The 22,711-nt window shown below is 55.7% G+C and carries 22 protein-coding genes and 1 riboswitch; of the genes, 1 reads left to right on the forward strand and 21 read right to left on the reverse strand.

The window, feature by feature from the left end:
* Nucleotides 1-155: 155 nt before the first annotated feature.
* From upp to cls, 21 genes are all read right to left on the reverse strand, one after another.
* Entirely contained in the window at nt 156-785 is a 630-nt protein-coding gene (gene upp / locus NSQ80_RS19490) for a uracil phosphoribosyltransferase (protein WP_260071016.1), read from the reverse strand.
* A gap of 363 nt (nt 786-1,148) precedes the next feature.
* The gene (glyA, locus tag NSQ80_RS19495; protein ID WP_028538174.1) at nt 1,149-2,396 is read right to left on the reverse strand and encodes a serine hydroxymethyltransferase; all 1,248 of its coding nucleotides are present in this window, start codon (nt 2,394-2,396) and stop codon (nt 1,149-1,151) included.
* 33 nt (nt 2,397-2,429) lie between these two features.
* The gene (locus tag NSQ80_RS19500) at nt 2,430-3,014 is read right to left on the reverse strand and encodes a TIGR01440 family protein (protein ID WP_339300509.1); all 585 of its coding nucleotides are present in this window, start codon (nt 3,012-3,014) and stop codon (nt 2,430-2,432) included.
* A gap of 152 nt (nt 3,015-3,166) precedes the next feature.
* Nucleotides 3,167-3,249: riboswitch (ZMP/ZTP riboswitch) on the reverse strand.
* Between the two features lie 48 nt (nt 3,250-3,297).
* Complete coding sequence (locus tag NSQ80_RS19505; RefSeq protein ID WP_016314175.1) at nt 3,298-3,882, reverse strand: low molecular weight protein arginine phosphatase; 585 nt, start codon at nt 3,880-3,882, stop codon at nt 3,298-3,300.
* A gap of 74 nt (nt 3,883-3,956) precedes the next feature.
* Nucleotides 3,957-4,517, reverse strand: a complete 561-nt coding sequence (locus tag NSQ80_RS19510; protein ID WP_028538175.1) for a manganese efflux pump MntP family protein — start codon at nt 4,515-4,517, stop codon at nt 3,957-3,959.
* Between the two features lie 408 nt (nt 4,518-4,925).
* On the reverse strand, nt 4,926-5,789 hold the full coding sequence (locus tag NSQ80_RS19515; RefSeq protein ID WP_009223729.1) for a DUF72 domain-containing protein: 864 nt from the start codon (nt 5,787-5,789) through the stop codon (nt 4,926-4,928).
* Between the two features lie 4 nt (nt 5,790-5,793).
* A complete protein-coding gene (locus NSQ80_RS19520) occupies nt 5,794-6,891 on the reverse strand; it encodes an L-threonylcarbamoyladenylate synthase (protein WP_339300513.1) in 1,098 nt (365 codons plus the stop codon).
* A 255-nt stretch (nt 6,892-7,146) separates the two neighbouring features.
* Nucleotides 7,147-7,848 carry a stage II sporulation protein R gene (gene spoIIR / locus NSQ80_RS19525; protein ID WP_260071020.1) on the reverse strand — a complete coding sequence of 234 codons (702 nt, stop codon included), beginning with the start codon at nt 7,846-7,848 and terminating at the stop codon, nt 7,147-7,149.
* A 96-nt stretch (nt 7,849-7,944) separates the two neighbouring features.
* A complete protein-coding gene (locus NSQ80_RS19530; protein ID WP_260071021.1) occupies nt 7,945-9,168 on the reverse strand; it encodes an FtsW/RodA/SpoVE family cell cycle protein in 1,224 nt (407 codons plus the stop codon).
* An 814-nt stretch (nt 9,169-9,982) separates the two neighbouring features.
* Entirely contained in the window at nt 9,983-10,258 is a 276-nt protein-coding gene (locus NSQ80_RS19535) for a hypothetical protein (RefSeq protein ID WP_157273313.1), read from the reverse strand.
* A gap of 165 nt (nt 10,259-10,423) precedes the next feature.
* Nucleotides 10,424-11,290: a peptide chain release factor N(5)-glutamine methyltransferase gene (gene prmC, locus NSQ80_RS19540; protein ID WP_339302192.1), complete on the reverse strand. Its 867-nt coding sequence runs from the start codon at nt 11,288-11,290 to the stop codon at nt 10,424-10,426.
* Between the two features lie 25 nt (nt 11,291-11,315).
* Nucleotides 11,316-12,383: a peptide chain release factor 1 gene (gene prfA / locus NSQ80_RS19545; RefSeq protein ID WP_009223721.1), complete on the reverse strand. Its 1,068-nt coding sequence runs from the start codon at nt 12,381-12,383 to the stop codon at nt 11,316-11,318.
* Between the two features lie 218 nt (nt 12,384-12,601).
* Nucleotides 12,602-13,069: a TM2 domain-containing protein gene (locus NSQ80_RS19550; RefSeq protein WP_260071023.1), complete on the reverse strand. Its 468-nt coding sequence runs from the start codon at nt 13,067-13,069 to the stop codon at nt 12,602-12,604.
* Nucleotides 13,070-13,071: 2 nt separating this feature from the next.
* The gene (locus NSQ80_RS19555; protein WP_339300516.1) at nt 13,072-13,422 is read right to left on the reverse strand and encodes a TM2 domain-containing protein; all 351 of its coding nucleotides are present in this window, start codon (nt 13,420-13,422) and stop codon (nt 13,072-13,074) included.
* Between the two features lie 243 nt (nt 13,423-13,665).
* Entirely contained in the window at nt 13,666-14,766 is a 1,101-nt protein-coding gene (ychF, locus tag NSQ80_RS19560) for a redox-regulated ATPase YchF (protein ID WP_009223719.1), read from the reverse strand.
* A 72-nt stretch (nt 14,767-14,838) separates the two neighbouring features.
* Entirely contained in the window at nt 14,839-15,162 is a 324-nt protein-coding gene (locus NSQ80_RS19565; RefSeq protein WP_009223718.1) for a GNAT family N-acetyltransferase, read from the reverse strand.
* Nucleotides 15,163-15,193: 31 nt separating this feature from the next.
* A complete protein-coding gene (locus tag NSQ80_RS19570) occupies nt 15,194-16,024 on the reverse strand; it encodes an energy-coupling factor transporter transmembrane component T (protein WP_009223717.1) in 831 nt (276 codons plus the stop codon).
* Complete coding sequence (locus NSQ80_RS19575; protein WP_339300519.1) at nt 16,021-17,823, reverse strand: DUF3744 domain-containing protein; 1,803 nt, start codon at nt 17,821-17,823, stop codon at nt 16,021-16,023. Before NSQ80_RS19575 ends, NSQ80_RS19570 begins: the two co-directional genes overlap by 4 nt.
* Nucleotides 17,824-17,838: 15 nt before the next feature.
* Complete coding sequence (locus NSQ80_RS19580) at nt 17,839-18,399, reverse strand: ECF-type riboflavin transporter substrate-binding protein (RefSeq protein WP_311202278.1); 561 nt, start codon at nt 18,397-18,399, stop codon at nt 17,839-17,841.
* Nucleotides 18,400-19,022: 623 nt separating this feature from the next.
* Nucleotides 19,023-20,051 (reverse strand): type 2 isopentenyl-diphosphate Delta-isomerase, encoded by a 1,029-nt coding sequence (gene fni, locus NSQ80_RS19585; protein ID WP_339300521.1) that lies wholly within the window; start codon nt 20,049-20,051, stop codon nt 19,023-19,025.
* 45 nt (nt 20,052-20,096) lie between these two features.
* Complete coding sequence (gene cls, locus NSQ80_RS19590; RefSeq protein ID WP_009223712.1) at nt 20,097-21,605, reverse strand: cardiolipin synthase; 1,509 nt, start codon at nt 21,603-21,605, stop codon at nt 20,097-20,099.
* Nucleotides 21,606-21,795: 190 nt separating this feature from the next.
* Here cls and NSQ80_RS19595 point away from each other — a divergent pair, with 190 nt between their 5' ends.
* A complete protein-coding gene (locus NSQ80_RS19595; protein WP_009223711.1) occupies nt 21,796-22,701 on the forward strand; it encodes a TetR/AcrR family transcriptional regulator in 906 nt (301 codons plus the stop codon).
* Nucleotides 22,702-22,711: the final 10 nt, after the last annotated feature.

Here is a 22,711-nt window from a genome sequence, read left to right on the forward strand (position 1 = left end):
TCGGCCAAATTAGAGGTAGGATTTACTGTTATTTCTCTTCATTGCGCAAATAATAGAAAATTAACGGTACAATTTGCCGTTAAACCGGCCCTATGCCCTACGCCTTCGCCCCAACCATCTCCTAAGACGTTGGAGTTCCTATTCAGACGTTTGACTTACTTCGTGCCGTACAACCGGTCACCGGCATCGCCCAAGCCCGGAATGATATAGCCGTGTTCGTTCAGATGGCTGTCCAAAGCCGCTACATAAATGTCTACGTCCGGATGCTCATCATGCACCGCCTTAACCCCTTCCGGCGCGGCGATCAGGTTCATCATTTTGATCTGCGTGCAGCCGCGATTCTTCAACGCGGTGATCGCTGCAATAGCGGATCCCCCGGTGGCCAGCATCGGGTCGATGACGATCAGCTCGCGTTCCTGAACATCGGTAGGAAGCTTGATGTAATACTCAACCGGCTGCAGCGTATCCGGGTCACGGAACAGGCCGACATGTCCCACCTTTGCCGCAGGAAGCAGCTTCAACACTCCGTCAAGCATACCCAGCCCGGCGCGGAGAATCGGAATCAGCCCCAGCATCCGCCCAGAGATGACCTTCGACTCGGCCTCAGCGACCGGCGTCTGCACTTTGATCGACTCGAGCGGAATGTCCCGCGTAATTTCATAAGCCATCAACGTCGCCACCTCATCTACCAGTTCACGAAAATCCTTTGTGTTCGTGCGCATGTCGCGGATAAAAGTCAGTTTGTGTTGAATCAAAGGGTGATCACATACCACCAATTTTCTCATATTTCGTTCGTCCCTCCGGTTTTAATGCTAAGTCTTTACTTGCTTGTTCGTTCCCATTCTTCGAACGCTCCACAAATCTTGTCTATTATATCACTCCAAGATGGCATTTTCACCCTCAAGCCAACTTGTCAGAAAGCCGTCATAAAAACGTCACTCACCCCCATAAATAAGCCGTCTGACGCCCAAAAGCCCCACTTCTCCTCTCAGGCATTCTTGACAATTTGGAAAAAATTCTCACCCTTCCAAGCTGCCATTCCAGCCGGAAGATTCCCCACGTACCAGAAGTGAAACGCCAATAAGCCGGGAGCAGACGCTCCCGGCTTTGTTATGAGGCCTAACGGCCTGCCGCTGTCGTTGATCAAATTAATACTGCAAGTTCGGATACAGCGGGTACCGATCCGTTAATGCCGACACCTGCTTACGCGCTTTATCCAACACCGCTTCGTCCTTCGGCGATTTCAGCACAGTAGCGATAATCTGCCCGATTTCCTTCATCGCTTCCTCATCCATGCCGCGGGAAGTCGCCGCCGGCGTACCGATGCGGATACCGCTGGTGATGAATGGGCTGGTTGGGTCAAACGGAATCGCATTTTTGTTCACCGTGATCCCGATCGAATCCAGAACATGCTCGGCGTCTTTCCCTGTGATGTTCAGGTTGCGCGTATCCACCAGCATCAGGTGGTTATCTGTGCCGCCGGATACGATGTTAAGGCCTTCGGACATCAGCGTTTCCGCCAGGACTTTAGCGTTCTTCACTACATTTTGGGCATAAGTTTTAAAAGAAGGCTGAAGCGCTTCGCCCAAGGCCACTGCTTTCGAAGCAATCACGTGCATCAGCGGGCCGCCTTGCGTACCAGGGAATACCGCTTTGTCAATCGCGGCTGCCCAAGGCTGCTTGCACAGAATCATCCCGCCGCGTGGTCCGCGCAGCGTCTTGTGGGTGGTGGTCGTCACAAAATGAGCATGTGGAACCGGGTTTGGATGCAAGCCCGCAGCCACAAGACCGGCAATATGCGCCATATCGACCATAAACAACGCACCTACGTCGTTGGCGATCGAAGCCAGCTTCTCGAAATCGATGATCCGCGGATATGCGCTCGCTCCAGCCACGATCAGACGTGGACGATGCTTAAAAGCGGCTTTGCGCACTTCATCGTAATCGATCAAGAACGTATCTTCTTGTACCCCATAAGCCACGAAATTATAGTACAAACCGGAAGCGTTGACCGGGCTGCCGTGGGTCAAGTGACCGCCATGCGCCAGGTTCATCCCCAACACGGTGTCGCCAGTTTTGAGGGCAGCCAGGTAAACCGCAAGGTTCGCTTGTGCTCCGGAATGCGGTTGAACGTTGGCGTGGTCAGCGCCAAACAATTCCTTGGCCCGATCGCGGGCGATATTTTCCACGATGTCTACGCGTTCGCAGCCGCCGTAATACCGTTTGCCTGGATAACCTTCAGCGTATTTGTTTGTGAGCACGGATCCCATCGCTTCCATAACCGCCTCACTGACGATGTTCTCGGAAGCGATCAGCTCAATGTTGTTGCGCTGACGCTTGAGCTCCAGATTCATAGCCTCCAGTACCGCTGGATCTTGCTTTCTCAAATTTTCCATCTTCCGTTGTCCTCCTTAGAATCTAATCTATACTTAATCGCAAAGCGTGGAATCCGAATCCGGCGGCAGCGTATAAACGGCTCGTTCCCCGCCGATCAGCTTCGGACGGGTCGTCGCTGCTGTAACGCGTGCTTGCCCAACCAGGCACAGTGAAGGACGAAAAGGCACCGCCACCCGCCGCAAATGCATGCCGATCAGCGTTTCGCCGATATCGATCCCGGCATGGGCTTCAAGCGTCTCGGCCAGGCACGGGTCCGACAAACGCCGATAGGCTGCAGCGGCCATCGAACCGCCTGCCTTCGGCACGGGAACCGCAGCAACTTCCGTCAAGGAAAATCGCTCCAGCACCGCCCGTTCAACCACCAGCGCACGATTTAAGTGCTCGCAGCATTGAAAGGCGACGTCAAAGCCGTATTTGGCCCGAACCTGTTCAATTCCCGCCCACAGCTCAGCCGCGATGTCCTCAGCTCCGCTCGTGCCAATTCGTTTGCCCGCCACTTCACTCGTGCTGGCCCCGATGACCAGCAGCTTCCCCGGACTCAGATGAGCTGCAACGGCTACTTCCTCTGCAATTGTTGCTACCTGTGCCCGCAGGGTACCGAGCTCTTCCTGTTCCATGTGATGCCAGCTCCTTTCTCCGCAAACCAAACAACATGTCACAAAGACTGTCCTTATTATATCAGAGAAAGGCGAACCGCAAACGGATGTCCGTCCGCTTCGTTCAAACCCAACCAACAAAAAAAGAGCATAACGCAACTGACGTGCGTCGTGCTCTTTGCCCAGGCGACCGGCCGTATTCTCCGATGCTCCATCGTGGTTTGATCCACTCTTGTCGCCAGTTACATCGGAGCTAAAACTTCTGCTATTAGAATAAAGCATCCGCGCAGCAAATGCAACTGGTTTAATGCCCCTCGCCGCGCTCCAGCTTGGCGATCAGCTTCTCCAGCGCTGCGCTGATCTCCGCCGCCGTTCGGTCGTAGTCTGCTCGCGAACCGCCAAACGGATCGGAAATATCGAACGCGGGCAGCCGAAGATGCAGCTCATCCAGTCGCCGCTGCTGCTCCGCAGGCCACTCCTTCCCCAGCGCTCGCGCCAGCTCCCGATCCGCCGCAAGGCGTCGGAACTCCTCCAAGGTAGCTAGTATGGAGGCGTCTTCTTCAACGTATTCTTTTAATGTAAATATTTTATCGGCTGTCTCCGGAAATGAATGAATCACCTGGCGCTTATGCCCTTGCGTCAGCGTCAGAATCAGATCAGCCCACTCCGCCAGTTCGGCATAAAGAGGGGTAGATTCGAAAGTCTCTTTAATCCCCCTGTCCCGCAACACCGCTTCCGCATGACGGGAAATGGAGGCCCCTTTCATGGCGGCTACGCCAGCCGAGCGGACTTCCACGTCCAGCCCCCGGTCCCGCGCCAGCTTGCGCAGCATCCCTTCGGCCATCGGGCTGCGGCAGGTATTTCCGGTACATACAAACAAGATGCGCATGCCCTTTCACCTCCATATTCAGCGGGAAGGCTTACCCGCGTTTGGACCTTATTTTATCACGAAAGGCCTCGGTTTCAAAAGATAAACAATAGTCCAAACGCCAGCAAGATTGCTCCGCCAGCCGCCTCCCCGTAATCGCCCAGCGAACGCCCCATGCCTCGTCCCATCGCCAGTCCAAACAAGGACATGATCCCGCCAAAAAATCCAAAGGCCAGCACCGTCAGGAGCCAGTCTCCATGGAACATGCCCAGCGACACCCCGACGGAAAACGAATCGATGCTGACGCTTAACGAAAATAGCAGCGCACCTAACCAAGTCCGATGGTTGATGGACTGTACGCCGCTGCCTTTGATCGAGCTGACGATCATATGCGTCCCAAGCAGGAATAGAAGTCCGCCTGCCACATACCGTGCCAAGCTTCCCAGCAGCGCACCGACATACTGTCCCGCTGCAATTCCCAACAGAGGCATTAACACGTGAAAGAGAGCCACCATCGTCCCGATGCGGAACGCATCTTTCCGCCGGACTCCCTTCATGCCGATGCCGACACCCAGCGATAAAGCATCCATGCCCAGCGCAATCGCCATCAGCAGGATCGTCACCAGCTCTCCCAGCCGCTCATAAGCCTCTGCCATAACCGTAAGTCCCCTTTGTCCGTCTTTTGTACAACCATATGCGGACAGGTCCCGGTTCATGACTTAAGGGGCACGTGGGGCTTTGGGTGAGAAGGGGGAATCGAGGGGCGCGGATCCCCCACCAACGTGGAATTAACGGTAAAAGATGGCGTTATTTTCTCAACATTTGGGGGAGATCGGACAATTAACGGTATTTTGTGTCGCTAATTCGCCCTCTAGTCGGCCGTTCTCCCGATATCCGCAAAAATAACACCACGATTTACCGCTATTTGCGCAAAACAAGGCCTTACCTCTAAAAATAACGCCAGTTTTTACCGCTAATCACTGCCAAAAGCGCCGAACGAGCCTCTACGGTACGAATCGTACTTAATCTCGCCCTTTAGTTCAGCAGGTGAAGCGTTCATTCCACTAATCTTCCCAACCGCCGAACAAATCGATCTGACGCGGCGGAAGCTCGCGCGGCGATTGGCCCAGCAGGCCCATCATGTCTAGAGCGTTTGCCGCTGCATCTCCGCCGGAATTGTTGTTGAAGATCATACAAATCTCCTTCGTCCCTTGGCTGAACAACTGGTCCAGCATTCCAACCCAGTCCTGCAACTCCTCCAGCGAATAGCGGTACAACGTACGAATCTCCCGCCAATTGGGTGCGCTGGCTTGACTCCAACCTGCGGCATTTCGCCCATGCATGCGGACGATCGTTAACTCGGGGTCAGTGGGTTCCAGCACCGTGGGAACCGAGCCTCGTCCGATCTGGGGCTCATCGCAAACGATATGGATCCAGCCCTCCTGGCGCATGAACTCCAATGTGCGCTCTCGGTTAGCGGGCGTGAACCAGCTTTGATGGCGAAACTCCAGCGCTAGCGGTAGGTTCCCCATCCATTTGCGGATCGCGCGCAGCTGCCGGACATGCTCCGCCGTGCAGTCGAACCAGGGCGGGAATTGGAACATCACGGCCTTGAGCCGGCCCGCCTCCACCACCGGGCGAATCGAATCCAGATACGCTTGGAACATGTCCCCCGGACCGCCAAACGGCGATTTCCCCCGGCTATGTCCGGTCATCCCTTGGTACGCTTTGATGATAAACGTGAAATCGGACGGCGTCTCCGCCAACCAGCGGCGATAGACCTCTTCCCCCAGTACGGCGTAAAACGAACTGTCCACCTCTACCACGTTAAAATACTTCGCGTACCAAGCGAGCTTGTCTTTGGCCGGCGTTCGGGCAGGGTATAAATCGTCATGATCGCCCCAGCCGGCCAGGCCGATGCGGATCATGACCTCACCCCCTGCCCTCTTCCGAATCTCCGCCGGCGTCAATCACCCGGTGACCGGCGGCTTTCAGCAGCCGGTTCATCACCGCCGAGCCGAGCCCTTCCTCGGGGCAGGCTTCGGCGAGGATATAGGTGACGCCGCATTCGTCGAAGCGGCGGAGCGCAGCGTAGAGACGGTGCGCCGCCGTCTCCAGCTCATCCTCGCGGCCGAGCGAGAGCGCGCAGTCGGCGCGGTAGGACGGGAGGCGCTCGTCGAAGGCGAGCACGCCCGTCTTCTCCCCGCGCGCCGCGGCCGCCGCGAGCTCGGCCCGGATGCGGTCCGCCACCCGGTCGGCGGACCCGCGCACAATATGCAACACGCCCTGCGGCGCATAGTGCGTGTACTTCATGCCCGGCGCGCGAGGCGCAGCCGCCGGGCCAGGGGCCGCTTCGCCGCCCGCCTTCGCCTTCGGCTGCAGGGCGGCGTCCAGCCGCACGCCCGCGCCAGCCACGCGGGCGAGCTGCTCCACCGTGATCCCGCCAGGGCGGAGCACGGTGACAACCCCGTCCCGGCCGGCTTCCACGACCGTCGACTCTAGGCCCACCCCGGTGGGCCCGCCGTCGACGATGCCGTCAATGCGGCCGGACAAGTCCTCGCCCACGTGGCTCGCCAGCGTGGGGCTCGGGCGGCCCGACCGGTTGGCGCTAGGCGCCGCCACCGGGCACCCCGCTGCGGCGATCAGCCGCAGCGCCACGTCGTGGGCGGGCATGCGCACGCCCACGGTGGACAACCCCGCCGTCACGCGCGGTGAGACGGCGCCTTCGGACACGGGCAGCACCAGCGTGAGCGGCCCGGGCCAAAACGCCTCCATGAGCCGCCGTGCCGTCTCGTTCACTTCCGTGACGAGTCCGTCCAGCTGGCTCACGTCGGCGATGTGCACGATGAGCGGATTATCGGACGGGCGGCCCTTAGCGGCAAAAATCGCCTCCACCGCCGCCGTATTCCGCGCATCCGCGCCAAGCCCATACACCGTCTCCGTCGGGAACGCCACCGTCCCGCCGGAGGCTAGTACAGCGGCGGCTTCTTTCAGCGCCGCCGCTTCCTCCGCATCCACATCATCCGGCACTCCAGCCCCAGCTCCAGTTCCAGGCTGGACATGCCACCAACGTGTCGTTTTGGAGGCCACTTCTTTTAAAGCAGGAAGATCCCCGCTGTGTTCCGCTTGATTTGGTTTCATAGATTCCTGTCGGCTCATTCTCGTTCATCCCAAACTGTTCAATAATATATTCTACTATTATACCCGAACCCAGCCATGCGCATAGCCGCAAAAAAAACCGCCCGGCATCCCCGAACGGTTAAACAGTTCTCAATATATAAATCATTAAGCAAATAGACTGGCAATCCAGTTCCAGAGCTTCACCAGCATATCCCACAGGAAGAAACGCACTTCCGTCTCCTCCGGTTCAACCTGAACGGCATCTCCCGCAGCCCCGGCAGCCGAGGCCTTTGTTGTTGCAGTGGTTACCGCCCCCGCGTCCTTAGCCAACGCGTCCCCGCTCCCGGCGTCGATGAAGCAAAGCGGCGGAAACAACACACACCACCAGTTTTTCCCTTTCCCCTCGCCCAGCGTCACGCGCAGCGCTTCGTAGTCGCCCGCTGGATAAACGGCACCGCCGTACATTTTGGTCGGAAACGGCACGGTGCCGAGCTCAACTTGATAGTCGTAGTTTTTGCCATATTGCTTAAGCGTTTGACCAACTTGCTCCTCGATAGCCGGCAGATGCTCGCGGATCACCTGGCGCGCTTCCTCCAGACTCTGCGGATTCTCCAGCTGTGCAACCCAGCCGTTCATTTGCTCAACGACAGCATCGCGAACACGACGTTTGACGAGTTGATCCGCAGCTCCATCCGAATTTGCAAGAATGCGCAGCCGAATCGATTCCTGCGGAATCTGAGAAATCACCGCTTGCGACCCCGCCGCCGCGGCTGTATCAACCATTTGTCCTTCCCAGGACATCATCAACATAACAATCGAAAAAAAGATAAGTGCGATTTTCTTACGGGAAAATGAACGTCTACCCATGATTCCTTGCTCCTAACCAAACCGGTATTTCAGCCGCTGATGTCTATCAGTATGTCCGGTTAAGAGACTTCTAAACCTAGGAATCTAGTAAAAATGTTATCCCCGATTTTCCGACTGGCGTTTAGATCTGAGCAAGGCATAACGCGACGTAGGTGCCGACGAAGCCACAGGGGGCTTCTCTTCTTCCTTCTCTTGCCCGTAGATCCGGATGCTCATCGCCACGCCGATGCTCGCCATATTAATCAGCAGCGAGGTACCGCCATAGCTGATGAAGGGCAAAGTAATCCCTGTCAAAGGCATGAGACCAATGAACATGCCGATATTTTCAAAAATCTGATACAACAGCATCGCCACAATCCCCACGATTAAGTACGGCCCGCTGGTTTCGCGGGTCTCAAGCGAGATCAGAATGAGCCGGTGAATCAGTACAAAATACAACAGCAGCAACGCCGAGCTCCCGATAAAACCAAACTCCTCAGCGATCACCACAAAGATCGAGTCCGAGTAGGTGAGCGGTACCCGTTCCGACTGCACCGTCTCCCCTTTCATGTACCCTTCCCCGGTCATGCCCCCGGAGGCAATCGCCAGCTTGGCGTTCCGAGTGTGGTAGGAGGCGTCTTCGGACGCTTTCTCCGGCATAAGCCACGGATCGATCCGGTTGATCCAGTGCTCCCGGCCGATATCTACAAAGAAGTTATACACCTGATCATGATACGCTTTGTACGCCGTGATGCCTCCGATCACCGAACCGGCGAAGATCGCAAGCGCGATCAGCGCATGCCAATATTTAATATTCCCAATCCATAACATGCCCGCCAAAATCACGACATAGCTGAGCGCATTTCCTAAGTCATTTTGAGCCATTACCGCAACAAACGGGATAAAGGTCAGCAAGCAGATCGGCACAACGTCCCGCCAGAAAGCTAACCGAAGTTTGCGCTTGCGCAGCAGCATAAACCCAAGAAAAAGAACCAGCAGCAGCTTAAAAAACTCCGCCGGCTGAAAGCTCTGATTAATGACCGGAATCGTCAACCAACCAGTTGCGTTATAGTAGGTATTGCCAATGAACATCACGACGATCAACAGCCCGAAGCCAAACAGGTACAAGTAAGGCGCATATTTGACAAGCAGCCGATAGTCGAGAATCGAAACTCCAAAAAAGGCAACAAACCCCAGCGCATAGTAAACAAGCATGCGAAGGTGATAACCATGATATTGGGTGTTTGACGTAGCGCTGTACAACACCGCGATGCTGATGGCCATGAGCAGCAGCAGGATCACGACGATGGAGTAATCGATTTTTTTCAGTTTGCTCAGCATGAACATCCTCTTTTCTTGATCTAGAAACCCCGTACCTTTACTTTAAAAGAAACCCGGCCCAACTACAAATGAGCCCTTCGACCCAAATAACGGGTCACAGCGTCAAAAGGTTACCTTTTTAGACTTACTTTGCCCCGCGGCGGCATTTCTCACGTCTCCTCCTGCCCTTTTGCACCTTCTCGCCTCCTCTTTGAATCATTATCCCTTTCGTTCAGAAAGGAGGATTCTTTCTCGCTCCTCTTAGCCCAATTATCCCTTTCGCTCAGAAATGAGGGGTCCAAACATTTTTTTCTTCGTCCATTGTTACGCGTTGTTTTCCTCGTCGTCATTATTGTTACGCGTTCCCCAACGATCTGATGCAACGGGATAATCCATAAAAAGAGGGGGCAGATAGACACATTTGCCACAAAAGCTCGACGCACACGCCGTCGCACAGGTTAAACCGGCTCCAGCACCAATCTGGCTCTTATATTGTACCCCTATGTACATTTCTGGCACCTTTTTGCATGATTATCCCTTTCGTTCAGATAGGAGAGATTTTCCTCGCCTCGCTTTGTACCATTATCCCTTTTCTTCAGAAAGGAGGACTCTTCCTTACGCCTCTCTGCACGATTATCCCTCTCGTTCAGAAAGAGGAAGCGAACCTTTTTTTCCTCGCAGCCTCTATTGTTTCGCGTCCCCAACGATCTGATGCAACGGGATAATCCTTAAAAAGAGGGCGGCGGATAGACATGTCGCAAAAAAATGAGCGCCGACGCGTGCGCCGGCGCCCAAGTGGGGTCGGGATAAGAAAGGGAATGGAGGGGGGAGCAGGTTATACGGGAGTGATCAAGGTGATCGTCCCCGTCACTGCCGTCAGCGCATAAATACCGATCGTTTGAATGTTACTCAGCTGAACGGAAAATGTGCTGCCTTGCGTTACAGTCTGGATAAAGTCGGGTGCGTTATACCGGGTAATCCGGAGTTCGACGTTACCCACTGTAGCCTGAACCGTTACGATCCCGGTTGGGCCCAGCGGGTCGGCGGCCACGAAATACCCTTGGCCGACGCCGGCAGCTTGCGCGTACGGAAACGTCAAAGTAAACGCCATGTGATATCTCCCTCCTTTCGGCTTGAGATACCACATTCTATGAAACTATCCTTCCAAAATCAGCGGCTTTTGGTTGAGGTGATTCACCCATTTTCATAGAATCAGCGGAATAGGGTAACGCCCGGGTGCGGCCGCCATCACGTCGCAACGTTGCGGCAAAGAGGATTACCCTCGTGCGATCCCCAGCACGTGGCGGTCGATGCCGGCGAGATCGGGGACGGTCATGATCTCGTCCCAATGGCCGGCGGCGCGGAGCAGGGCCGCGACGTCGGCCGCTTGGCCTTGGCCGAGCTCGAAGCCGATGAGGCGAGGCGGCCGCGGCAGCAGCGCGAGCTGCGCCATCATGGTCCGGTAGGGCGCGAGCCCGTCCGGACCGCCATCCAGCGCGCCGCGCGGCTCATAGTCCCGCACCTCTGGCTGCAGGTGCGGGATGTCCTCCGCCGGTATATACGGCGGATTCGACACCACGATGTCCAGCGGCTCGCCGGCAAAAGGTTCAAGCAGGTCCCCCTGCTTGAATGTCACCGCGAGGCCGAGCCGCCGGACATTGTCCTGCGCCACCGTCAGGGCGTCCGGCGAGATATCGCTCGCCGCGACGCGCCATGCTGGGCGCAGGTGGGCCAGGGCTGCGGCAATCGCGCCGCTGCCCGTGCCGATGTCGGCGGCGTACGGCGCGCCGCCGGGCCACAGCGCATCGCCTTCCAACGCGATGCGCTCCACCAGCAGCTCCGTTTCTGGGCGGGGGATCAGTACCGCCGGATTGACCCGGAAGGTCAATCCGTAGAACTCCTGCTCCCCGATAATATACTGCGCTGGCTCACCCGCCGCTTTGCGGCGGATCACCGCTTCCCAGGCGTCCCGCTTGTCCGCCGGGAACGGGTCACGCAGCGCGGCCAAATACGCCGCGCCCGTCAGGCCCAGCACATGGCGGAGCAGCAGCTCCGCATTCGACCCGGGCTCCCGCACGCCCGCCGCCGCTAAAAAAGAAGAAGCCTCTTTACGGGCTTCCCATATCGTCATTGCACCGGACATCCGGTATCCTTCATTGTGCAACACGTTATTCTCCTTTTTCCATCAGTTCAGCTTGCTCAGCAATCGTCAACGCCGATACGATCTCTTCCAGCTCGCCGTTCATCACCTGATCCAGCTTATGCAGGGTCAGGCCGATCCGGTGGTCGGTTACCCGGCTTTGCGGGAAGTTGTAAGTCCGGATCCGTTCGCTGCGGTCCCCAGTACCCACCTTGCTTTTCCGTTCGCCGGCGTATTTCGCTTCCTCTTCCTGACGCTTCATATCATAGATCCGGGCACGCAGTACCTGTAGTGCCTTCTCTTTGTTGGAGTTCTGCGATTTGCCGTCTTGGCAAGTGGCCACGATACCGGTCGGGATGTGGGTAACCCGCACGGCGGATTTGGTCGTGTTAACCGATTGGCCGCCCGCGCCGCTCGAGCAGAACGTATCAACACGGATATCCTTATCCAAAATCTCGATATCCACTTCCTCAACCTCCGGCAACACCGCAACCGTCGAGGTCGATGTATGAATCCGTCCGCCGGATTCCGTCGCCGGAATGCGCTGCACGCGATGCGCGCCGCTCTCGTATTTCAGCTTGCTGTAAGCGCCCTTGCCGTTAATCATAAAGATAACCTCTTTGAATCCGCCCAGGTCGCTTTCGTTCATATCCATCACTTCGACGCGCCAGCCTTGAGAATCGGCATACCGTGTGTACATCCGGTACAAGTCGGCAGCAAACAGAGCCGCTTCATCTCCTCCGGCCGCGCCGCGAATTTCCACGATTACGTTTTTATCGTCATTCGGGTCCTTCGGCAGCAACAAAATGCGAATTTTTTCTTCCAAAGCCTGCTGGCGCGCGGTCAGTTCCTCGATTTCCATCTTCACCATTTCGCGCATTTCATCATCCAGCTTCTCGGCCTGCATCGCTTTGGCCGCTTCCAGCTCTCCGATTACATTCTTATATTCGGTGTACGCCTCATAAGCCGGCTGTAAATCCGATTGTTCTTTGGAGTAATCCCGCAGTCGTTTCGAGTCGTTCGCCACGTCTGGATCGCAAAGCAGCTCACTTAACTTCTCGTAACGGTCAGCCAAGGATTGTAGTCGGTCCAACAAGGGATATCACCTCTCTTCATTCGATCACAAGATCTTATAAAAAGCCGCTTATCCACTGATTATTATTTCAGGGATAGACGACTTTTTATTATATCATGGAGGTCATGTTTTGGCTAGACCACATTCGCCCAGACCTCCAACTTCCAATTTGGAACTTTCCATCTCAAAAAAAGACGCCGCAAGGGCGCCTTTTCATGAAATGGATGAAACGCCGCTTCCTAGATGTCAAGCGGGCGGCTGCCCTCCCCTAACCCATCCGCGCCGGGCTTCGTAAAGCCTGCCGGCGAGCGAAGGGCAGCGATTTGTTCGATCAGCGACTGCTCCAGCTTTGCGTTCCAATTCCGGACCATGCCAGGCAGCAAGCAAGCATCGACAATGACCCACACGGTCAGCGCCAACCCAAACAAGATGACGGGGATAAGCAAAAACAGGGAGTAGCTCGTATCGGGCGAATCCACGCTTTCAATGGCCGACGCAATGGCAAACCCAAAGTAAAGCCCAATCGCCAGGATGAATAAACACAGCTGTATAACCCCGCTGGCGATCCGCTTCAAGTAGAAACGATGCACGCCCAAATGACCGGCCAGCAGCATCAGATATGCCAGGCCCAGCGATTTTTCGCGCTTATTCATTTCTGAATTCAGGAGCAGCAGCTCGCTTGTGGTCAGATCGCTTTTGGTCAACATGATTAGATCGGATACTCCGGAGATCTGCCGCGGTCATAGAAAATCCGGTCGATAATCCGGTTCTCCACCTCGGCGTTATGACGTTTCACCCAAGTGTGCACCAGGAAAGCGTCCACGATCCACCAGATCCCGGTAACGATCAGCCCAACCACCGTCAGGGACAAGATCAACTGGGTCACGGCCGTTCCGATTTTCCCCATGTAAAAACGATGTCCCCCAACAATACCAAGGAAATACCATAGTATGTAAGCCACAACCATGTTTTTCCCCTGGCTTTTCACCTCGGATTCCAGCAGCAGCAATTCCCGGGTATCCAACTGGGACTTGCGGTGCAAGGCATAATCCATACTCATTACAAAAACTCCCCCTAAATGTAAGAATGAATCAAACTTGAATTAAGTATACAAACTCGAATCTATGAAAACAATGCAATTTTCTCCCATATGGTCATTTTCTATTATGAAGGTATACCGTACACTCCCTCGTGAATCACTTACTATTCGAAAGTAAAAAAATGCAAATAAAAAAACTGCCCCAGGGTTCGCATAAATTCTGCGCCCCTGAGGCAGTGATCCTTCGCTGTTACTCGAGTTGCACTATACGTTAAAGCGGAAATGCATGATATCGCCGTCCTGGACGACGTAGTCTTTCCCTTCCAGCCGCAGCTGGCCGCGTTCGCGAGCCGCGCTCATCGAACCGGCAGCAACGAGGTCTTCATAAGAGACAACCTCCGCACGGATAAAACCGCGCTCGAAATCGGAGTGAATCACGCCGGCGGCTTGCGGCGCTTTCGTGCCTTTGCGGATCGTCCAGGCGCGAACTTCTTGAACGCCAGCCGTGAAATACGTATACAGGCCAAGCAGACGGTATGCTGCCTGGATTAAGCGATCCAAACCGGAAGCGTTCAGACCAAGCTCCTCCAGGAACATCTTCTTGTCTTCGCCTTCCAGCTCCGCGATCTCCGCCTCCACCTTGGCGCTGATCGGAACGACTTCGGCGCCTTCAGCCGCAGCAAATTCTTTGACCTGCTGCACAAAAGGATTGTTGTCCGCATCGCTTACGCCATCCTCGCTAACGTTAGCAGCATACAGCACCGGCTTCAACGTCAGCAGGTGCAAATCGCGCACGATCAACTTCTCTTCGTCCGTCAGCTCTACGCTGCGCGCCGGCTGATCGTTATACAGCGCCTCCTTGATCCGTTCCAGAACCTCAACTTCCTGTGCGTATTGCTTGTTGCCGCCCTTCATATTTTTCTTGGCGCGTTCGATCCGTTTCTCCACGCTCTCCACGTCAGCCAAGATCAATTCCAGGTTAATCGTTTGGATGTCGCTGATCGGGTTGATTTTGCCGTCCACGTGCGTAATGTTCTCGTCCTCGAAGCAGCGAACCACGTGAACGATCGCGTCCACCTCGCGGATATGGGCCAAGAACTTGTTGCCAAGTCCCTCCCCCTTGCTCGCACCGCGGACCAACCCGGCGATATCCACAAATTCAAAAGCTGTCGGAACCGTCCGATTCGGAACCACCAGTTCGGTCAGCTTGTCGAGCCGCTCGTCCGGCACTTCCACGACGCCGACGTTCGGATCGATCGTACAAAACGGATAGTTGGCGGATTCCGCCCCCGCCTGGGTTATCGCGTTAAACAGTGTGGACTTCCCCACGTTCGGCAAACCCACAATGCCTGCTTTCAAAGCCATATCATTGACAACTCCTCATTCGTGTAATTGCTCAACTTCCTTCAACCATAGTAACGATACGCCGGGAATATTTCAAGGATAACGCTCCAAGGTTTTGAACATCTGTATGTCCGTGACCGTGTAACCCATCTTTTGATACAAACGAAACGCCCGCTGGTTATGTCCGAACACATGAAGGCCAATCCTATTCAACCCCAATTCGCGCACCTTTTCCTCCAGCGCGGTCATCGCCGCTTGGCCGTAACCTTGGCCCTGGAATTCATCATAGATCAAGATATCGAGGATAAAAGCTACCGGACCTTTTTCCTGCTCCAGCACATTAAACCAAAGATGGCCCACAGGCGTTTGCTGTTCTTTCTCCTTCACACTGAACAGATAGGCCCCCTCCGTCTCCAAATCATCCGAACCCTAATTCACTCACGATCATCTATCCAAACGGATACCAAAAGCCTTGAAGCAAGCTTTGCTTCAGACCTACGCCGGTCGCCAGCAACACGACGCACAGCAGCGCGATCAGCTTATCGCTTCCCGTCATAACGGTGCCCATGTACCAGGTTCGCCGCGGCTTCGTGCCGAACCCGCGCAGGTCCATGGCATCGGACACCGATTCGATCCGCTGCAGCGAAGATTGCAGCAGCGGCACAACCGCCTGCGTTAAATTCCGCGCCCGTTGCAGCAGTGTGCCATCGCCGCGGGAGATGCCGAGCCCGCGCATCTGCAGCGCATTGAGAATCGTGCGGAATTCCTTTGTCAAATCGGGAATGTAGCGAAAAGCAATGCTGACCGCATATGCCAGCTTGTAAGGCACGCCTAACTTGTTTAAGCTGGCTGCAAAACGGCTGGGGTGCGTCGTAAAGATAAATAGCAGCGTGATCGGCAGCAGCGTGAGATATTTCAGCGACAGCGTCAACACGTAAAACAACGTTTCTGCATTAATCGTATCATAGCCCAGCGGGATGAACGGCGTATCACTTCCGGTCAGCGTCGTGCCGAAGCGAGGCGTAATCAGCAGAATAAAAATGCTGTTAATCACAGTAAAAACCATCAGAGCCCAAAACAAAAGCGCCATTTTTCGGAAAGGAACCCGGGCGAGCAACAGCATCGTAACCCCGCCGGCCAGCATGACGACAAATACACGCAAATCCATGAACAGGAAGGTAACGACAGTCCAGGTCAAGAGCAGGATCAGCTTAACGGCGGCATCCATCCGATGAAAGAAAGATTCCCCGGCAACGTATAATCCGCTCGTTTGGTTCATGCTCGTTTCACCTTCTTTTCCGCTGCGATAAAAGCTTCCACAAAGCGCGAAGGCGAGGTGAGCCCCTGAGCCTTCGCGAAGCGGGCCAGACTCGTCTCCCGCAGGTTCGCCCTAGCGGTTAGATCTCCATCTGCGAGAATCCGTGCCACTGTATCCTCTGCGATAATCCGGCCCCCGGCCATCACTGCTGCCCGATCCGCATATTCCAACGCCAAATGCATATCGTGCGTGATGAACAAGAACGCCATTCCCTCCGCGGCCAGCCGGGCAATAAATTCCATAAATTCGGTATAATGCCGATAATCCTGTCCCGCCGTCGGCTCGTCCAAGATCATGAGCTTCGGCTGAAGCGCCAGGATGGCCGCGATGCTCAGCCGTTTCTTCTGCCCGAAGCTCAGCGCGGAAACCGGCCAGTTGCGGTACGGGTACAGCCCGCAAATCCGCAGCGCCTCATCCGCCCGCCGCCCTCGCTCAGGTTCGGGTACACCGCGTGCCGCGAGGCCAATTCGAACCTCGTCCCGCACGATGTGCTGGGTCAGCATGTGATGCGGGTGTTGCATCACATAGCCGATCGCTTCGCCGCGTCGGCGAATCGACCAGTCATTGATCACCTCGCCGGACAGGCGCATCTCGCCCTTACTCGGCTTAAGCAAGCCGGTGATCAACCCTGACAGCGTCGATTTGCCAGCCCCGTTGCTGCCAAGCAGAGCCACAGTCTCACCTGCACGGACGGTCAGCGAGACGTCCTCCACCGCATTCGTGCCCGGCTCGTAGGCAAACGACACACCCCGCAGCTCAAGCAGCGGCTCTCCGACGCCGCCCCGTACAACCAGCGGAACCGAAGCCGCCCAGGTCTCGAGCCGCTCCCGCAGTTGAGGCTCACTCCCACCCGTCCGCTGTCTGTCATCCTTCATCCGCTCACTGTCGTCCTGCTCGTTCCCTTCACCCTTACCATCCAGCATCACCACATGTTCTTGGAGCCGTAATGCCGCCGGGTCAGTCAAGCCGGTGAAGTTCGACAACGACAGCCCCGCATGACACAGCGCGTCCAAGTACAGCGGCTGGCGCAGGCCGTACTGAGGGAGGATCCCCGCAGCGAGCAGCTCGTCCGGCATGCCAATCGCCGTGATCTCCCCCTCGTTCATGACAATGACGCGGTCGATATGCTCCAGCAGCACATCCTCGGCGCGATGCTCGATAAGGATGACCGTTTTTCCTTGGTTGCGGTGAATCTCGTCAATCAGCCGCATCGCTTTGGCGCCGCTGGCTGGGTCCAAATTCGCGAGCGGCTCGTCAAACAGCAAAATATCCGCTTGCGTCGACAATACACCGGCCAGCGATACCTGCTGTTTTTGCCCGCCGGAAAGCTCATGAGGTCCCCGGGCTTCAAAGGCTCGCATGCCCACCAGATCCAGCGCCGAAAAAACAGCCTCCTTCATCACATCCTGCGGAGTCGCCTCGTTTTCCAGTTGGAACGCCACATCCTCGCCAACCGTCTGACCAACGAACTGGGCATCCGGATTTTGCAGGATCGTACCGACCCGGCGGCTGCGCTCGAAGATCGTCATCGCCGAAGCATCTTGGCCTTCCAGCAGCAGCTGCCCCGAAATTTCACCGCCGTATGAAAAGGGAATTAGCCCATTGATACAATGGGCTAACGTCGACTTGCCGGAGCCGCTGGGGCCGGCGATCCATATTTTCTCCCCGCGTGCGATCTCTAAGTGGATGTTCTTTAGCGTAGGTTCGCTTTGATTTTTGTACCGAAAACTGAAATGTCGGAAAGTTATGACAGGCTGCATTTTTTCAGTAAACTCCTATCTATCCACGCTTAAATTCGAGTTGCTGCGGTTGCGTCTCACATAAGCCAGCACCGCCGGTAATCCCAGAATGAGAAACACGGCTAAGTTGGCCAGCCCAGCGGAAATGACCTGAACCAAAATTTTATCGTTGGGTTCCCCCATCACGAAGATATCAAAATACCCGGAAAACGCCAGGGAAACGAAGATCCCCACAATCCCATACACCACAAACCAGGCCACGTGGTTCTTCTTCATCTGCCCTTCCTGAGCGTTGAAATCCTTAGCCAAATAAATCAGGCCCATAAACGCCGCAGTAATGCCTGAGCCAAGTGCCCAGCCCCACCAAACGGTGCCGCTTGTAATCAAATCGTTGATCACGTGTCCGATAAATCCGGCGATAAAGCCAACAACCGGCCCAAACAACGCACCGAAAATCGCCAGCAAAGCGATCGCCGGCCGAAGCTGCGTATCCGGCGCAATCGGGATGCCAATCCAACTGGTCGCTCCATAGAGCGCAGCGCCAATCCCGATGGTTACCACCGTTCTCGTGCTCCACTTCCACAATGAAGGTTTCATATCCATCTCCCTCTCCTTTACATCAAAGCCCGCAACAAACCCAGGTTTGTAGCAGATATGTATTTACCGGTCGCCGTTTCCCTATCGAAGGAAGATGTCAGGTTGCCGTCACGCAGACCGGTGTTTCCTTCAATATAATAGGGATTCCGTCCGATTGCAACAAATTCTTACTAGATTAGTTGGAATTATGAAACGGGATGATGGAATATGATCTTGGACGATTTGAAACATGACGGGCCAGCTCCGTTCAGCGGACGCCCCCTGCCTGGGCCGACCTCTCACCATTATCCCTCTGAATCAGCCAGAGGGGAGCAAACAACTTCAGGAAGGGAACGCTCATCACGGAACATCAGATTCGTTCTTTTGATACCATTAACTGGTCGGGCCGGTCGGGTTGCGGGTTTTAACCTTGGTTCCCATGTTCCTGGCGTCCCTGACAGAAAGGGATAATTACGTAAAAAGCCCCCAAAGATACCCCACACGGTTCAAATCGGAACCCCATGGGATAAGTAATCCCCTACCAACTTCTAGCTGAATGAGAGGGATACCTGAATAAGGGGGATAATCCATTAAAACGGCCGATCAGCTAACATCCCTTTCCTCAAGGTCGCGATGCACCCCCACTACTCGCGGCGCACGAGCCGCGATGTGTTCCGCAGCGCCGGAATGCTCCCGGCGCCGATGCCGAACATGGCAGTGCGGAGCTCCAGCTCAACGCGCTCCAGAAGCGCGTCCAGCTGCTCCTCCGACTGCACTGCCGGTTCGAGCAGCGCCCGGCCGAACCCGGCCAGGTCCGCACCAAGCGCCAGCGCTTTGGCAGCGTCCACGCCGGTGTTCAGGCCGCCGCTGCCAATCAGGGCGGCGTCGGGCACCGCCGCCCGCACCTCGCGGATGCATTCGGCGGTGGGGATTCCCCAATCCGCGAATGCCTCCGCGGCCGCGCGGCGCACGGGGTCGCTGCCGCGGAACTTCTCGACCTGGCTCCACGAGGTGCCGCCGGCGCCTGCGACGTCGATGAAGGCGACGCCTGCTTCGCGCAGCCGTTTTGCCGTAGCGCCGTCGATGCCCCAGCCGACCTCCTTTACGCCAACTGGAATCGGCAGCTCTCGGCACACCTCCTCGATCCGCCGCAGCAGTCCGCCGAAGTTCGTATCTCCCTCCGGCTGGAACACCTCCTGCAGGCTGTTCAGATGCAGCACCAGCATGTCCGCTCCGGCGATCTCCACCGCCCGCTTGCAATCCTCCGGCCCGTAGCCGTAATTGAGCTGCACCGCGCCTAAGTTGGCGATGATCGGGATGGTCGGCGCAAACCGACGCACGGCAAACGTATGCGCTAGCTCGTTCCGCTCAACGGCGGCCCGGACCGAGCCGACGCCCATGGCCCAACCGCGCCGCTCCGCCGCTTCGGCCAGGCGCGCATTGATCTCGCCGGCCAGCCGGCTGCCGCCGGTCATCGAGCTGATCAGGAGCGGCGTTCGCAACGATGCGCCGAGAAACGCCGTCTTTAGGCTGATCTCGGCGAAATCCAGCTCTGGCAAGGCGTTATGGCGAAAGCGGTATTTTTCAAAGCCGTTCAGGATGCCCTCCGCATTCACTTGCTCCTCCAGACAGAGCCGGATATGCTCGGTTTTGCGTTCCGATGTGGGTTCCATGCCGTACACTCTCCTTTTCCGCGAAATACACAGGGATTACCCCTGTTACAACAGCGGAGATAATAGCCGGGCCGCGGATTCCGCCAGACGTACCGGGATTTTCTTATTCATAAATTCGTCCTTGTCGATCAGCTTCGCCGACAGAAGATCGCGTTCGAAATTGTTGACAACCTTAGTTACGCTTTCGTTTTGCACCAGGAGTGCGTTCACCTCAAAATTCAAATGGAAGCTGCGCATATCCATGTTCGCTGTTCCGATCGTGGCTACTTCCCCGTCAACGATCAGCAGCTTGGAATGCAGAAAGCCTTTTTCGTATTCGAAGATTTTCACCCCAACCTCCAGCAGCGATGGGAAGTACGAATGGGATGCCAGGAACGGCAGCCATTTGTCCGGTCTGGCCGGGAACAGGATACGCACGTCGATCCCCGATAAGCCGGCCACGCGCAGCGCGGTCAGGATATCCTCATCCGGAATAAAGTACGGCGTCGCCAGCCATACCGACTTCTTCGCTGATGTGATCATCGCAAAGAAGATGTTCTTGAGCGTCCGGCTTTCGTTGTCAGGCCCGCTTGGCACGATCTGCACCGCGCCGCTGCAGCCCTGCTCCAGCTCAGGAGACAGGTAGGCGAGATCCATAATTTTCTCCCCGGTGACGTACTGCCAGTCTTGCAGGAAAATGATTTGCAACGACCGGACCGCCTCCCCTTTAACCAGCATGTGGGTATCTCGCCAGAAGCCGTACGTCTTGCTGCGGCTCAAATATTCGTCGCCGACGTTGAGACCGCCGATAAATCCAGTATTGCCGTCGATCACGACGATTTTGCGGTGGTTGCGATAATTCACCCGGCTCGACAAAGACAAAAAACGCATCGGCCCGTAAATCCCAACCTTCACTCCTGCAGCGCGCAGCTCCGCGATAAACGATTTGGGCAAGCCGATGCTGCCTACCGCGTCAAACATAAAACGGACCTCAACCCCGGCCCGTGCCTTTTCTATCAGCGTTTTCTGAATTTCCCGTCCGATGTCGTCGGCACGGTAGATATAGTATTCCATATGGATATGATGCTTGGCTTTCTTTAGCTCGCGCAGCAGGTTCGTAAACGTCTCTTCCCCGTTGGTCAACACGTACGTGCGGGTTGCCATTGAGAATGGCGTGCGAGCCAGCCGCTGGGACAGATGCAGCAAGCGCTGTTGACTGGGACTAAACTGCGACAAATCCCGAGGCAGCGGGTGAGCGCTGCGGTCGATCCGCTCATAGCTGAGGCGATCCTGCTCCGCTTTTTTATCGAATTTACGCCGCTTGAAGTAATTTTGGCCCAGCAGAAAATAAAGCACCAGCCCGACGACCGGCAGCAAAGCAAGCACGAGAATCCAGGCCACCGTGCTGGAAGGATTGCGGTTCTCCATAAAAATGGCGAAGCCGATCGTAATGACGGTCAGCGTTTGGAAGATACTAACGAGCGTACCCCCAAATTTACCGAAGACGCCAAATCCAAAATAATAGAAAGCAAATAATATTGCGGCGATGATAATGATTTGAAGTCCCCGTCTCATGTTATACTCCCTCTTTACCTATTGATGCATGTGATTATATTCTACATGAACGCTCGAATTCTTCCTACTGGTGGGAGGAAAAATGTACATACGCTCATTTGTATCCGCCTGGGCTTTATACTATAATCGATAATGACCATGGAGTCAGAACGAGAACCCATGAGTCAGAGGAAGGGGGTTCAGTTTTTATTTGTCTCATCCATCCATCGACAAAAAGAAGCTGATTTTACGTGCGGCCATGCAGCTATTTTCGACCAAGGGCTCGTCCGCCACGTCGATGCAGGAGATCGCCGAAGCTTGCGGGATGTCCAAGGGCAGTCTCTACCTTCACTTTAAATCGAAAGAGGAACTGGAGCAGAGCTTGTTCGACTACTGCTACCAGATGCTGCTTGACCATCTGACGCAGGTGGAACTGCAGCAGGGATTGACGCCAAGAGAGAAACTGTGGCGCCAGATCATTGTCATGCTCGAACTGGTGCTTGAGCTGCGTGAATTCTTGATCATGCAGTTTCAGGACTGGCACAAAAACGGTACGCCCTACAAAGAACCTGCTTCGGTCAAGGCGCACAATTCCAAGCTGTTACGTCACGGGAAGAACAAGCTGGAGGCCATCTACGGGCCGATGATCGAGCCGTATACGGGCGATCTGTTAACGATCGCTTACGGCATGGTCGGCATGTACATCCGGTTACTGTTCGAGCCCCATGTTTCCGCCTCGCCGGAACAGATGGCGAGCCACTTGATGGATCTGCTCGACTTGGCAGCCCAACATCAGTTAAGCAACCGTCCTGAGCCGTTGATTTCTGAAGAAGCGTTGCGGCTCATGACCGAAGGGGCTCCAGGCAGCCTGGATTTGCAGCAGCATCCGATCATCGCAGTCAAACGCCTCCGTGATCACCTTAGTGCCATCACCGATGCAGACAGACAGCAGGAAGCGCTGGAAACCCTGCAAATTCTGGAGCGTGAAATTTTGGAGCTTCGTCCGCGCCGCGCCATTATTAAGGGCATGCTGGCCAATTTGGCCGCCATCCCGGAGCTGGCTCAGCATTCTGCTGATTTAAAGCAGCTGCTGCAGGTTTATATCCAGCACACGTAAATGAGGAAGT

The organism is Paenibacillus sp. FSL K6-2441 (assembly GCF_037964765.1).
Lineage (GTDB): Bacteria > Bacillota > Bacilli > Paenibacillales > Paenibacillaceae > Fontibacillus > Fontibacillus phoenicis.